General features: G+C 55.3%; 13 protein-coding genes. 6 read left to right on the forward strand and 7 right to left on the reverse strand.

Annotated elements, in window-relative coordinates:
• Window positions 1-46 precede the first annotated feature (46 nt).
• Together ORY85_RS02285 and ORY85_RS02290 are read left to right on the forward strand one after the other, a co-directional pair.
• On the forward strand, window positions 47-526 hold the full coding sequence (locus ORY85_RS02285; RefSeq protein ID WP_274571355.1) for an aminoacyl-tRNA deacylase: 480 nt from the start codon (window positions 47-49) through the stop codon (window positions 524-526).
• 103 nt (window positions 527-629) lie between these two features.
• Window positions 630-1,481, forward strand: a complete 852-nt coding sequence (locus ORY85_RS02290; protein ID WP_274571356.1) for a DMT family transporter — start codon at window positions 630-632, stop codon at window positions 1,479-1,481.
• Here ORY85_RS02290 and ORY85_RS02295 read toward each other — a convergent pair.
• Window positions 1,466-2,572, reverse strand: coding sequence for a metallophosphoesterase (locus tag ORY85_RS02295; RefSeq protein ID WP_274571357.1), 1,107 nt, complete (start codon window positions 2,570-2,572; stop codon window positions 1,466-1,468). The two genes, ORY85_RS02290 and ORY85_RS02295, sit on opposite strands and share 16 nt — an antisense overlap.
• Window positions 2,573-2,896: 324 nt before the next feature.
• Between ORY85_RS02295 and ORY85_RS02300 the strand changes: the two genes are divergently transcribed.
• Window positions 2,897-3,307 carry a DUF971 domain-containing protein gene (locus ORY85_RS02300; protein WP_274571358.1) on the forward strand — a complete coding sequence of 137 codons (411 nt, stop codon included), beginning with the start codon at window positions 2,897-2,899 and terminating at the stop codon, window positions 3,305-3,307.
• A complete protein-coding gene (ubiE, locus tag ORY85_RS02305) occupies window positions 3,307-4,044 on the forward strand; it encodes a bifunctional demethylmenaquinone methyltransferase/2-methoxy-6-polyprenyl-1,4-benzoquinol methylase UbiE (RefSeq protein WP_274571359.1) in 738 nt (245 codons plus the stop codon). The genes ORY85_RS02300 and ubiE overlap by 1 nt, the downstream gene beginning before the upstream one ends.
• A gap of 590 nt (window positions 4,045-4,634) precedes the next feature.
• On the opposite strand, the gene lipA is transcribed toward ubiE, so the two are convergent.
• From lipA to ORY85_RS02320, 3 genes are read right to left on the reverse strand one after another with little or no spacing between them, the layout of a single operon-like run.
• Window positions 4,635-5,603, reverse strand: coding sequence for a lipoyl synthase (lipA, locus tag ORY85_RS02310; RefSeq protein ID WP_274571361.1), 969 nt, complete (start codon window positions 5,601-5,603; stop codon window positions 4,635-4,637).
• 59 nt (window positions 5,604-5,662) lie between these two features.
• A complete protein-coding gene (lipB, locus tag ORY85_RS02315) occupies window positions 5,663-6,265 on the reverse strand; it encodes a lipoyl(octanoyl) transferase LipB (protein WP_274571362.1) in 603 nt (200 codons plus the stop codon).
• Window positions 6,266-6,268: 3 nt separating this feature from the next.
• On the reverse strand, window positions 6,269-6,538 hold the full coding sequence (locus ORY85_RS02320; protein ID WP_274571363.1) for a YbeD family protein: 270 nt from the start codon (window positions 6,536-6,538) through the stop codon (window positions 6,269-6,271).
• 243 nt (window positions 6,539-6,781) lie between these two features.
• Here ORY85_RS02320 and lon point away from each other — a divergent pair, with 243 nt between their 5' ends.
• Together lon and ORY85_RS02330 are read left to right on the forward strand one after the other, a co-directional pair.
• Window positions 6,782-9,220 (forward strand): endopeptidase La, encoded by a 2,439-nt coding sequence (lon, locus tag ORY85_RS02325; RefSeq protein WP_274571364.1) that lies wholly within the window; start codon window positions 6,782-6,784, stop codon window positions 9,218-9,220.
• A gap of 191 nt (window positions 9,221-9,411) precedes the next feature.
• Window positions 9,412-9,681: an HU family DNA-binding protein gene (locus ORY85_RS02330; RefSeq protein ID WP_274571366.1), complete on the forward strand. Its 270-nt coding sequence runs from the start codon at window positions 9,412-9,414 to the stop codon at window positions 9,679-9,681.
• 137 nt (window positions 9,682-9,818) lie between these two features.
• Here ORY85_RS02330 and ORY85_RS02335 read toward each other — a convergent pair whose 3' ends face one another.
• The 3 genes from ORY85_RS02335 to ORY85_RS02345 all read right to left on the reverse strand — a co-directional run bounded on the left by ORY85_RS02335 (window position 9,819) and on the right by ORY85_RS02345 (window position 12,747).
• Window positions 9,819-10,664: a 23S rRNA (adenine(2030)-N(6))-methyltransferase RlmJ gene (locus ORY85_RS02335; RefSeq protein WP_274571367.1), complete on the reverse strand. Its 846-nt coding sequence runs from the start codon at window positions 10,662-10,664 to the stop codon at window positions 9,819-9,821.
• A 396-nt stretch (window positions 10,665-11,060) separates the two neighbouring features.
• Complete coding sequence (locus ORY85_RS02340) at window positions 11,061-12,371, reverse strand: ammonium transporter (protein ID WP_274571369.1); 1,311 nt, start codon at window positions 12,369-12,371, stop codon at window positions 11,061-11,063.
• A 37-nt stretch (window positions 12,372-12,408) separates the two neighbouring features.
• Window positions 12,409-12,747, reverse strand: a complete 339-nt coding sequence (locus ORY85_RS02345) for a P-II family nitrogen regulator (protein ID WP_274571371.1) — start codon at window positions 12,745-12,747, stop codon at window positions 12,409-12,411.
• Window positions 12,748-12,776 lie beyond the last annotated feature (29 nt).

Here is a 12,776-nt window from a genome sequence, read left to right on the forward strand (position 1 = left end):
CGCAGCCGCGGCAGGCAAGGGCGGAAGATTAGTGCGGAGTATCAACATGGGCAAAACCGATTATCCGATTACCGCAGCGGTGCGCTTTTTACGCGCGCACCAAGTGGACTTTACGCCGCATCTCTATCCTTATGCGGAACGCGGCGGCACGGCGCATTCGGCCGCCTGTCTGGGCGTAGACGAGCACAAAGTCATCAAAACCATTATCCTGCAAAACGACCGCAAACAGGGCTTGGTGATGCTGATGCACGGCGATAAGCAGATTTCCACCCGCAATCTGGCGCGCCATCTGGGCATGAAGCACATCGAAGCGGCAGACCCCGCGCAGGCCGGCCGCTGGACGGGCTATCTGGTCGGCGGCACTTCCCCGTTCGGCCTCAAAACCGCGCTGCCCGTGTTTGTCGAGCAGAGTATTTGGGATTTGGACGAAATGTATATCAACGGCGGCAAACGCGGTTTTCTGGTGTCGGTACGGCCGGAGGCGTTGAAGCATCTGAATCCGCAAACGGTCCGGGTGGCGGTGTAGCAACGGGTCGCCGTTGTGCATGAAAAACCGTACGGTGCGACACCCAATCCATTCAAATGCGGTGGCAGTACGGCCGTTTTGACTATTTTTTCAGGGAGCAGTGATGATTTATCTGTTAATCAGTATTGTGTGCAGCGTGGCGGTGTCCGTGCTGTTGAAAGTGGCGCGCAGCCGTCAGGTGGATTTGGAACAGGCGGTGGCGGTGAATTACCTGATGGCGATTGCGTTATGCCTGTATTGGCTGCAACCCGATGTGGCCGGCTGGCGGCAGCTGCTGCCGACTTGGTGGCTGTTTGCCGCTTTGGGTGTGCTGCTGCCTTCGGTATTTGTGGTGATGGGGCGGGCGGTTCAGACGGCCGGGATTGTCAAATCCGATGCTGCACAGCGGCTGTCGCTGTTTCTGCCCGTGCTGGCTGCGTTTACCCTGTTCGGCGAACCGTTGGCGCAAAACCGCCTGATCGGCTTGGTGCTGGCATTTTGTGCGCTGTTCTGCCTGTTGTGGAAAGACGGCGGCGGCAAAAAAGCGGCGGGCGGTTCGGGTGCGCTGTTGCTGCTGGGTGTATGGGGTGGTTACGGTATTATCGATATTCTGTTTAAACAGTTGTCGAAAAGCGGGCAGGCTTTTTCGGCCAACCTGCTGGTGGCCTTTATGCTGGCGGCGGTGCTGATGTTTGCCTATCTGTTTGCCAAAGGGACGCGCTGGCGGACGGGCAGCGTGGCGGGCGGCCTGCTGCTGGGTGCGCTGAATTTTGCCAATATTTTGTCGTATATCCGTGCACATCAGGTGATGTCGGCAAACCCCACGCTGGTGTTTGCCGGTATGAATATCGGTGTGATTGTGCTGGGTACGCTGGTGGGCGCGGCGGTATTCGGGGAAAAAATCAGTACGCTGAATGCGGCGGGCATCGTACTGGCACTGGCCGCCATCGGCTGTTTGTTCTACTGGCTGCCGTAAGCGTGGGCGGGCAGTGTACCGCGGACGTCAATCACGGCGATTTCCGACTGCGAACCCAGTCTGAACGGTACCGCCCAAAAGCCGAAACCCGAGGTAACGATAAAATGGCCGCTGCCGATTTGGCGGTAGCCGTAATTCATAAAATTGACTGCTTGCGCGATCAGGTTGGCGGGAGCAATCTGCCCTTTGTGGGTGTGTCCCGCCACCGCCAGATCCACCGGCAGGGTACTTAATTTGGGAAACTCTGTCGGACGGTGTTCCACCAGAAAAACCGGTTTTTCTGTATCCAGGTCTGCCAAGAGTGTATCGGCGTTGCGGCGGTTTTTGACCATGTCGTCTTTGCGCCCGACCACATAAAACCGCCCGTCCGGCGAAATGCTTTCGTCTTCCAAAACCGTCAGGCCGGCTTTTTCCAGCTCCTGCCGTACTTTTTGCGGCTCGACCATATAATCGTGGTTGCCCAAAGCGGCATATACGCCGAGCGGTGCTTTCAGACGGCGTAGGGCGGATTGCAGATTGCCCGCCGTATAAGCTTCTGTACTGTCGTCCATGATGTCGCCCGCCAGCAGAACCATATCGACTTTCTCTGCCGCAAATAAGGCGGTCAGACGGTCGATCTGGTGTTTGCCGACCAGTCTGCCCAAATGCAGGTCGCTGGCCAGCCCGATGCGCAGCGGTTCAGCCAGGGGCTTGTCGATCTGCACCGAATAATAGACGGTACGCGGCGTGTAGGCATGGTAAACGGCCCAAGCCGCCAGTGCGGCGAATACAAAGGGATAAGCGGCTTTCAGACGGCCTTCCAGCCCGGCGCGGTTTCTGCCCAGTTTTAAGATACAGAATGTCAGCGCACTGACGATAAACACCAGCCACAATACCGCAAACAGCGCACCAATCCATTTAAAACTGATGCCCAAGCGTAAAAATGCCGCCGCCGGAAGCATGTTCAGCGCGGTTAAGGCGGCAGCCAGCAGTATTTTCCGGTTTCGGGGTGTAAGCTGAGACAGCCAGGCGAGGGTACGGACTAAATTCCAGATCAGAAGCTGCAAGGTAAAAAATGCGGCGGCAAAGATGAAGTAGTAATAAAATTCCATTGTGTGTCGAGCCGGAATGGGAAGTGCATGCTGCGGACAAACCGCCGTTCAGACGGCCCGGAAAAGCAGCATCCCAGTACCGGCGGGGGGCGGAAGTGCGCTGTGGCGGTGTTCCGCCGTGGGCGGCACTGTGTGTGGTGGGTAGAAATATTTTATCGGTTTGGGAGAACAGCGGGATTGTGTTGTCTTCCTACTTTCTGTTCGGGCAGCCGGAGGACGGTAGCAGAAAATGAAAAATCCGCCATCTGTCTGCCGATAACACAGACTGACGGCGCATTATAGCACCCGACGGGCGTTCGGGCGGTTTTCGAGAAAGGTAAAAATATGAAATGGCAAACGGTTCCGCAGGAAATCCGCCTGCATTCGGGCGGCCGTTTTCTGTCGCTTTATTACAGTAGTGGCGAAAAAGTTCTGAGTGCGGAGTATCTGCGCGTTTATTCGCCCAGTGCGCAAGTGCGCGGACACGGGCGGGGCAATGGGGTGTTGCAGGCGGGAAAAGCAGACGTGTCTGTTGTGTCGCTGGCGGCGGCAGGCCATTATGCGTTGAAAATAACGTTTTCAGACGGCCACGATTCGGGTTTGTACGATTGGGATTACCTGTATAAATTGGCGCACGGATACGCTACAATGTGGCCTGATTATCTGCAACGCCTCCAAGCTGCGGGTGCTTCGCGTTTTGCCGAGTCGGCACAAGAGCACCAAGCGGCAGGCATGAAGAGCCAGAGAAAGACATGATGAGCGACAACAAAACCCATTTCGGCTACCAAACCGTCGATGAAAGCGAAAAAGCCGGCAAAGTGGCCGAAGTATTCCATTCGGTTGCCAAAAACTACGACATCATGAACGATGTGATGTCCGGCGGCCTGCACCGCGTTTGGAAACATTTCACTATCAGTACCGCGCGCCTGAAAAAAGGCGATAAAGTCTTGGACATTGCGGGCGGCACGGGCGATTTGTCGCGCGGCTGGGCCAAGCGGGTGGGGAAAACGGGCGAAGTGTGGCTCACCGACATCAATTCTTCCATGCTCGGCGTCGGCCGCGACCGTCTGCTCAACGAGGGTATAATCTTGCCCGTTGCGCTGGCCGATGCGGAAAAACTGCCGTTCCCCGACAATTATTTCAATCTGGTTTCCGTGGCTTTCGGCCTGCGCAATATGACGCACAAAGAAGATGCCCTCAAAGAAATGTACCGTGTACTCAAACCGGGCGGCACTTTGCTGGTGCTGGAATTTTCCAAAGTCTTCAAACCGCTGGCACCGGCTTATGATCTTTATTCGTTCAAACTGCTGCCGCTGATGGGTAAGCTGATTGCCAAAGATGCCGACAGCTATCAATATCTGGCCGAGTCGATCCGCATGCACCCCGATCAGGAAACCCTGAAACAGATGATGTCGGATGCGGGCTTTGATGCGGTGGACTATCACAATATGAGTGCGGGTGTGGTGGCACTGCACAAAGGTGTAAAGTTCTAATCGGCTGCCGTGCAGATTCAAATCGAAAGATGCTGTGAGGTCTAGTTAATTTTCTTTGGGTCTGTAATAATATCAGCCTGTAATATATAAGGCCGTCTGAAACCCAAACCGGTTTTCAGACGGCCTTTTTTGTCCGGGCTGTATGCCGCTGTGCAGGCCGGATACTTGTATCCGGCTTGTCGGGCTGCACCTATGGGCAAACGGGAGCGGCTTTTACGCCAGAGGCAAAACAAGTTTTTGCCGATGTCGCCGATCTGATGGCTGCGGCAAAGTAGATAATAGCAAAATCGTGCAAGATTTGATGCCGTCTGAATTGTGTGATTGCGTAGGTCGGATATTTATATCCGACATAACAAAATAATCCACCCCCTACAAAAGTCGGATACAAGTTTCGTAGATTGGATTTTCAAACCGACATTAAAAAGGCAATGGCACAAAATGGCGTTGAAATGTTGGATTCAAGAATCCAACCTACAATTATCATTATCCGAATGCTGTAAATGTCAAAAGACCGTAGATCGGATTTTCAAATCCGACATCGGCAAACTCCTTGCCATAATTGCAAAAAAAATAGCAAAAATAGTGAGTATTCACAGCGCTTCCTGCAAGGCTTGCGAAGCCTGCTCGTCGGCGTGGTAGGAGCTGCGTACCATGGCGCCGATGGCGGCGTTGGTAAAGCCCATGTCGTAGGCTTCGCGCTCAAACTGCTTGAACATTTCGGGCGTAACATAGCGCAACACAGGCAAATGCCCATCAGACGGTTGCAAATATTGCCCAACCGTAATCATTTCAATATTGTGTTCACGCATATCGCGCATGATTTCGCGCACTTCCTCGTCGGTTTCGCCCAAGCCGACCATAATGCCCGATTTGGTGGGAATGTCTGGCTTCATTTCTTTGAAGCGGCGCAGCAATTCCAAAGAATGCTTGTAGTCGGAACCGGGGCGTGCCTGTTTGTAGAGGCGCGGGTGGGTTTCCAGATTGTGGTTCATCACATCTGGCGGGGTTTGCGCCAGAATATCCAGGGCGATGTCCAAACGCCCGCGAAAATCGGGAACCAGAATTTCGATTTTGGTTTCGGGGCTGCGCTCGCGGATGGCACGGATGCAGTCGGCAAAATGCTGCGCACCTCCGTCGCGCAAATCGTCGCGGTCCACCGATGTGATGACGACATAGCGCAGTTTCATCGCCGCCACGCTTTCGGCCAGATTCTTCGGCTCGTCGGGATCGAGCGGGTTGGGGCGGCCGTGTCCCACATCGCAAAACGGACAGCGGCGCGTGCAGATGTCGCCCATAATCATAAAGGTGGCCGTGCCTTTGCTGAAACATTCGCCGATATTGGGGCATGAGGCTTCTTCGCACACGGTGTGCATTTTTTGGTCGCGCAGAATGTTTTTGATTTCGAAAAACTTTTTTCCGGTCGGCACTTTGGCGCGGATCCAACTCGGCTTTTTCAGTTTTTCTTCCAACGGCACGACTTTAATCGGAATACGCGCGGTTTTCGCCGCGCCTTTGTGTTTCACGCCTTGGGCGTTGTCGGGCTTGATTTCGATACTCATGTGCTTGCTTTCTGTACAGGCCGTCTGAAAACGGCTGCGGTTGGGTTGATACCTGCGGTTCAGGCCAGTTCGTGCTGTAAATGGGCCGTCAGGGTTGCCGACACTTCGGACATCGGCGGGCAGGGGGTCAGCCGGTCGGCCATCTGCGTCATTTCCAGACCGGCATAGCCGCAGGGGTTAATCTGCCGGAACGGGGCCAAGTCCATATCGACGTTCAATGCCAGCCCGTGATAAACCGAGCCGTTTTTAATCCGCAAACCGAGCGAGGCGATTTTTTTGCCGTCCACATACACACCCGGCCGCTGCGGGTCGGCGGCGGCAGTGATGTCGTAATCGGCCAGCGTGGCGATGATGGCGTTTTCCAGCGCGGAAACGATGTGGCGCACGCTCTGTTTGCGCCGTTTGAAATCGATCAGGGTATAAACGACCAGCTGGCCGGGGCCGTGATAAGTGATTTGGCCGCCGCGGTCAATCTGTACAACGGGAATATGGCCGGCCTCGTGCAGGTGTTCGGGTTTGCCCGCCAGACCCTGTGTGAACACCGGCGGATGTTCCACCACCCACAATTCGTCTTCCGTATGTTCGCCGCGCGAGTCGTTAAAGGCTTTCATGGCCTCGAAAACGGGTGCGTAGTCGGCCAGACCGAGATGGACGGTTTTCATGGTTTACAGCACCACTTTCACCAGCTCGTGGCCGGTCAGTGCACGGTAGATATTGTCGAGCTGTTCCTGATTTTGAATATCGGCCAGCTGAACGGTCGCGCCCAAATAATTGCCCTTGCTGCTGGGGCGGACGGTAATGTCGGCTTCGGTGGTGGCCGGTGCGTGTTCGCGGATGCAGGCGAGAATGCGTGCCTGAAACTCGGGGTGTTGCACGCCCATCACTTTAATCGGGAAATTGCAGGGGAATTCGATTAACGAAGTTTGCTCTGACATAAGGGGTTTCTTTCCATTTGATACGGATTGCCGCAAGGCCGTCTGAAAAGGCCATATCCGATTTTCAGACGGCCTTTGCGGCCATTTAAACGCGGCTGCGTATTTTAGCCGAAAGCGGCGGTAAAGTCTGCCGCTATATGCGGCCGGTGTCCGTGCCTGCCAAGGGCGGAAAATGCAGCGGTACTCTTGAAATCCTTTTTTCAGCCCGCATTTGGCGCGCATCATTCTAAGAAGGTAGGAAAAATGGCCGATAATCAAGATTGGGACGAAATCCGTACACTGCCGCTGCTGCCGCTGCGCGATGTGGTGGTTTATCCGCATATGGTGCTGCCGCTGTTTGTGGGGCGCGACAAATCGATTGCCGCTTTGGACAGTGCGATGGATGCCGGCCGTCAGGTATTTTTGCTGGCACAGCGCAACCCGAACGAGGAAGAACCGCAGGCAGACGATCTGCACGAGGTCGGAACGGTCGCCAATGTGTTGCAGGTATTGAAACTGCCCGACGGCACGGTCAAGGTTTTGGTCGAAGGAATCAGCCGCGCCCGCGCGCTGCGGGTGGGCAGTACCGAAGACCATTTCTTCGCCCATGTTGAGGCAGCGGAGGAGACGGAAACCGCCAATGCCGATTTGGTGGCACTGCGCCGCGCGCTGCTGTCGGAGTTTGCCCAGTTTGCCAAATTGAACAAAAAAATTCCCGATGAAGTATTGGCCACCATCAACGGTATTGAAGACAACAGTTGTCTGGCCGATACCGTGGCCGCCCATCTGCAATTGCGGCTGGACCTGCGCCAGATGGTGCTGGAAAAACTCGATGTGGCCGAGCGTATGGAATTTCTGCTCGGCCAGCTGGAAGCCGAGTTGGACATTATGCAGGTGGAAAAGCGTATTCGCGGCCGGGTAAAACGGCAGATGGAAAAATCGCAGCGCGAATATTATCTCAACGAACAGGTCAAAGCGATTCAGAAAGAGCTGGGCGAAGAAGACGAGCGCAGCGAACAGGATGCTCTGGAAGGCAAAATCAAAGCGGCGGGCATGAGTCGGGAGGCAGAGGAAAAAGCCTTGTCTGAGTTGAAAAAACTCAAAATGATGCCGCCGATGTCGGCCGAATCGACGGTGGTGCGCAACTATATCGATACTTTGCTCGAACTGCCGTGGAAGAAGAAAAGCCGCGTGATTAAAGATATCGCCAAGGCCGATTTGGTACTCAATGAAGACCATTACGGCCTGGAAAAAGTCAAAGAGCGGATTTTGGAATATCTGGCGGTTCAAAAACGCAGCGACAAACTCAAAGGGCCGATTCTGTGCCTGGTCGGTCCGCCCGGGGTGGGTAAAACGTCGCTGGGCCGTTCCATCGCCAAAGCCACCGGCCGCCAATATGTGCGCATGGCTTTGGGCGGGGTGAAAGACGAGAGCGAAATCCGCGGCCACCGCCGTACCTATATCGGCTCAATGCCGGGCAAAATCATTCAGGGTATGATTAAGGCCGGTGTGAAAAATCCGCTGTTTCTGCTCGATGAAATCGATAAGTTGGGCAACGATTTTCGTGGTGACCCTGCTGCCGCGCTGCTGGAAGTGTTGGATCCGGAACAGAATAATGCGTTTGCCGACCACTTTGTCGAAGTGGATTATGATTTGAGCGATGTATTGTTTATCGCTACGTCCAACAGTATGAATATTCCGCCTGCCTTGCTCGACCGCATGGAGATTATCCGTCTGTCGGGTTATACGGAAGACGAGAAAGTCAGCATCGCCATGCAGTATCTGGTTCCCAAGCAGATGCAGCGCAACGGTGTGCGTGATGGTGAGGCGCGCATCGAAGAGTCGGCCGTGCGCGATATTGTCCGCTATTACACCCGCGAAGCCGGTGTGCGCGCACTGGAACGGGAAATTGCCAAAATCTGCCGCAAGGTGGTCATGGCGGCCCAGTTGGCCGAAGATGCACAGAAGGGCAGAACGCGCCGCACTAAGCCGAAAACCGTTGTGGTAGACAGCAGCAATCTGCAAACGTATCTGGGCGTGCGCCGCTTCGATTTCGGCGTGGCCGAGAGTGAAAACCGCATCGGGCAGGTAACCGGTTTGGCATGGACGGAAGTCGGCGGCGAATTGCTGACGGTAGAGGCAGCCGCACTCAAAGGCAAAGGCAATATCGTGCGCACGGGCAAACTCGGCGATGTGATGCAGGAATCCATCAGTGCGGCGTGGAGCGTGGTGCGTTCGCGTGCGGAAGGCTTGGGGATTGCGGCCGATTTCTACGAAAAGCGCGATATCCATATCCATGTACCCGAAGGTGCGACACCGAAAGACGGCCCCAGTGCAGGCATTGCCATGACTTTGGCGATGATTTCGGCATTGACGGAAATTCCGGTGCGTGCCGATGTGGCGATGACGGGCGAAATTACCCTGCGCGGCGAAGTGCTGCCCATCGGCGGTTTGAAAGAAAAACTGCTGGCGGCACTGCGCGGAGGCATTAAGCACGTGCTGATTCCGCAGGGCAATGTCAAAGACTTGGAGGAAATTCCCGATAATGTCAAAGCCGGTTTGACCATTCACCCGGTCAAATGGATAGAGGAGGTTTTGGCGTTGGGTCTGGAACGCCAGCCCGAAGCGGCCGAGGTTGCTTCTCTGCCTGCGCCGGTTCTGGAAAAAAGCGTCAAGTCAAGCACAAAAGCACGCAAACACTGAATCCGGCCGGAATGTGTTGTAAAAGTAGGGGAGCGGATCGGATGTGCGGCAGAAAAAGCATTCTGCCGCCGTCTTTTGCTTGACACAGTGAATTTAGCCTTGCTATAAAGGCGGACATGGTGTTTTGATGTTTCCAGATACCCGATATTTCGGGGTTTTATCTAAACCTTTACGATAGAAAGGGACTTATTGTGAACAAGTCTGAATTGATTGAAGCGATTGCTCAAGAAGCCGATATTTCCAAAGCCGCCGCAGGCAAAGCCTTGGACGGTCTGGTTAATGCCGTTACCGGCGCGCTCAAAGCGGGCGATACGGTTACTCTGGTTGGTTTTGGTACTTTCTACGTAGGCGAGCGTGCCGAGCGTCAGGGCCGTAACCCGAAAACTGGCGAACCGCTGACCATTGCCGCAGCCAAAACCCCGAAATTCCGCGCCGGCAAAGCCCTGAAAGACGCGCTGTAAGCAAGAGACGGAATAATATAGAACCGCCGCAGGCCTTTGTGTCTGGCGGCGTTTTTTTATTTCTGTACGGCAGAGGATGTGTACCGGTACGGACGGTTGGCTTCGAGGCCGTCTGAAAACGGCAGCAAGGCGGTTTTTCAGTCGTTTCGGCTGTCCAGATGACTGCGCGCACCGCTGTCCTGAGCGAGCAGGCGGCACAGTGCGGGCAGGGTGTCTGCCAATTGCTGAGCCAGCAGATAGGGCGGATTAATGACGAACATACCGCTGCCGTGCATACCGAAACCGTCGGCGCGCGGGGTGTGGACGTGCAGTTCGGCTTGCAGATAATGATGGGGGGCGAGTTTTTTCAGCTGTTCGGGCAGTTTGCGGCTCTCTTCGCGGCTCAGGCAGGGATACCAGATCAGATAGCAGCCCGAGGCAAAGCGTTTTTGTGCCGCCTGTACGGTTTTAATCACGCGCGCGTAATCCTGTTTTTCTTCATACGGCGGATCCATCAGCACCACGGCGCGGCGGGTCGGCGGCGGCAGCAGGGCGGTCAGGCCTGCGAAGCCGTCTTCTTGGCGGACGAGGCCGCGCTTTTTCAGTCCGGCAGCCTGCATATTGTTTTGCAGGTGGGCAAAGTCGGCAGGGTGCAGCTCGAACAGGCGCAGTTTGTCGTCGGCACGGGTGTGTGCCTGTGCCAGCCAAGGCGAGCCGCAATAGCGGCTTTCCTGCGGCAGAATGGCTTTCAGACGGCCTCGGAAGGTTTCCAGCAGCGGCGGCAGCGTTTCGGCCTGCATCAGACGCTCGATGCCTTGGCGGTATTCGCCGACTTTCTGTGCTTCGCTGCCGTCCAGCCGATACAGGCCGGCACCGCTGTGGGTGTCGATATACCAATACGGTTTGTCTTTTCGGTTGAAGTAATCCAACGTCAGCCAGAGAATAAAATGTTTGAGAACATCGGCATGGTTGCCGGCATGGTAGGCGTGGCGGTAGCTGAGCATGGTTGAAGGGGAGAGGTCAAAAGGGTTATTTTATCGGGAATACGGCCGGCCGTCTGCCGGTGGGCAGGCATGTTTTGGCAGGATTTCGATGCATTCTACGTAATGGAAATTCGGTTGATGCCCGTAAAACACAAATAACCCTGCATACTGACAAACAGCAGGATCGGGTAGAGATATATTCAGTCCATTCAGGCGGCAGGCACCAGTCTGCCGCCTGCTGTGTTTGATGCTGGTTCTGCCGGGGGCGAACGGTGTGCCGGTTTGCATACAGATGCAGGCAGATTTAGCATCTGGCACATCATCAGGCCGTTTGAAAGCCTGCCGTTCCTTATCCGGCGCTGCGGTGTAGGTGGCAGGCTGTTTGAAGGAATGTATGCGGAGAAGGACGGCTGCCGTCTATTCGACGCGTTCGCCGTGGATATTCACATCCAAGCCTTCCCGTTCGACATCGTGTCCGACACGCAGGCCGCCGCATACGAGGCCAGTGGCTTTCAAAATCACAAAGCTCATGATGCCGCTGTATAGGACGGTAATCAAAGCGTCTTTGGTCTGGATCCATACCTGGCTGCCGATGGCGGCTTCGCCGCCGAAGATGCGGTTGTCGAACAGCAGGCCGGTAAGTATGGCGCCGATCAGGCCGCCGAAGCCGTGAATACCGAAAGCGTCCAGTGAGTCGTCATAGCCCAGTTTGCGTTTTACGGTAACTGCCGCCCAGTAGCAGCCGAGCGCGGTCAGGCCGCCGATCATCAGTGCGCCTTTGGGGCCGACAAAGCCTGCCGCAGGCGTAATGCCGACCAAACCGGCCACCGCACCGGAAGCCAGCCCCAGAGCAGAGGGTTTGTGGCCGACGGATTTCTCGCACAGCAGCCATGCCAGTGCGCCGGCAGCCGCAGCCAGTTGGGTAACGGCCATTGCCATACCGGCAGAAGCGTCCGCAGCTACGGCCGAACCCGCATTAAAGCCGAACCAGCCCACCCACAGCATGGCCGCGCCGATCAGTGTCAGTGCCAGATTGTGCGGCGGCATGGCTTCTCTGCCGTAACCTGTCCGTCTGCCCAGTACCAGTGCAGCCACCAGACCGGCGATGCCCGCATTGATGTGCACGACGGTGCCGCCGGCATAATCCAGCACGCCGCCTTCACTCATAAAACCGCCGCCCCACACCCAATGTGCGGTCGGTACGTAGACCAGCAGTATCCACAGGCCGGAAAACAGCATCATGGCAGAATACTTCATCCGTTCGGCAAATGCACCGGCAATAATGGCGGTTGAAATAACGGCAAACGTCATTTGGAAAAACATAAATACCGTTTCGGGTATGCTGTCCGCATTGGGGGAGACGCTGACCGAATTTTGAGTCAGATCCAGTCCCATTCCGTTCAGGAAAATGCGGTCCAAACCGCCGATAAAGGCATTTCCGGGCGTAAAAGCCAGCGAATAGCCTACCGCAGCCCATAAGATACTGACCAGAGCGGCTGCCGAGAAGCTGTGCATCATGGTTGAGAGAAGGTTTTTCTTGCGGACCATGCCGCCGTAAAAAAGCGCCAATCCGGGAACCGTCATAAACAATACCAGTATGGCCGAAATCATGACCCAAGCAGTATTGCCGGAGTCAATGGCCGACAAGGGCTGCTGCCAGCTGACTGTTGTGTCGGCCGAAGCGGAGGCGGACAGCAGAAAAAACGGGAGTAGGGAAGCGTATCTCATGTTTCAAACCTTTCATTGTGTTCACTATCGGGTCGTTTCAGACGGCGTCATCACCGGTTTCCCCTGTCCGGATACGGATGACCTGCTCAACGGGGGTCACAAAAATTTTTCCGTCTCCGACTTTGCCGGTACGTGAATATTCGATAATCATTTCGATTACCTGTTCGGCCTCGTGATCGCTGACCACGATGTCCAACTGTACTTTGGGCAGGAAATCCACCGCATATTCTGCGCCACGGTAAATTTCGGTGTGGCCTTTCTGGCGGCCGAAGCCTTTGACTTCGGTAACGGTCATGCCCTGAATGCCGATGTCGCTCAAAGCTTTCCGGACATCTTCCAATTTGAATGGTTTAATCATGGCGGTGATTTTCTTCATGTTCCCTCCGGTAAATTGTAAACAATTTA

The organism is Neisseria leonii (assembly GCF_028776105.2).
GTDB lineage: Bacteria > Pseudomonadota > Gammaproteobacteria > Burkholderiales > Neisseriaceae > Neisseria > Neisseria leonii.

Excerpts from the sequence above, each read along its gene's own strand:
- ORY85_RS02285 (WP_274571355.1), top strand. The coding sequence starts at position 47 with ATGGGCAAAACCGATTATCCGATTACCGCAGCGGTGCGCTTTTTACGC.
- ORY85_RS02290 (WP_274571356.1), top strand. The coding sequence starts at position 630 with ATGATTTATCTGTTAATCAGTATTGTGTGCAGCGTGGCGGTGTCCGTG.
- ORY85_RS02295 (WP_274571357.1), bottom strand. The coding sequence starts at position 2,572 with ATGGAATTTTATTACTACTTCATCTTTGCCGCCGCATTTTTTACCTTG.
- ORY85_RS02300 (WP_274571358.1), top strand. The coding sequence starts at position 2,897 with ATGAAATGGCAAACGGTTCCGCAGGAAATCCGCCTGCATTCGGGCGGC.
- ubiE (WP_274571359.1), top strand. The coding sequence starts at position 3,307 with ATGAGCGACAACAAAACCCATTTCGGCTACCAAACCGTCGATGAAAGC.
- lipA (WP_274571361.1), bottom strand. The coding sequence starts at position 5,603 with ATGAGTATCGAAATCAAGCCCGACAACGCCCAAGGCGTGAAACACAAA.
- lipB (WP_274571362.1), bottom strand. The coding sequence starts at position 6,265 with ATGAAAACCGTCCATCTCGGTCTGGCCGACTACGCACCCGTTTTCGAG.
- ORY85_RS02320 (WP_274571363.1), bottom strand. The coding sequence starts at position 6,538 with ATGTCAGAGCAAACTTCGTTAATCGAATTCCCCTGCAATTTCCCGATT.
- lon (WP_274571364.1), top strand. The coding sequence starts at position 6,782 with ATGGCCGATAATCAAGATTGGGACGAAATCCGTACACTGCCGCTGCTG.
- ORY85_RS02335 (WP_274571367.1), bottom strand. The coding sequence starts at position 10,664 with ATGCTCAGCTACCGCCACGCCTACCATGCCGGCAACCATGCCGATGTT.
- ORY85_RS02340 (WP_274571369.1), bottom strand. The coding sequence starts at position 12,371 with ATGAGATACGCTTCCCTACTCCCGTTTTTTCTGCTGTCCGCCTCCGCT.
- ORY85_RS02345 (WP_274571371.1), bottom strand. The coding sequence starts at position 12,747 with ATGAAGAAAATCACCGCCATGATTAAACCATTCAAATTGGAAGATGTC.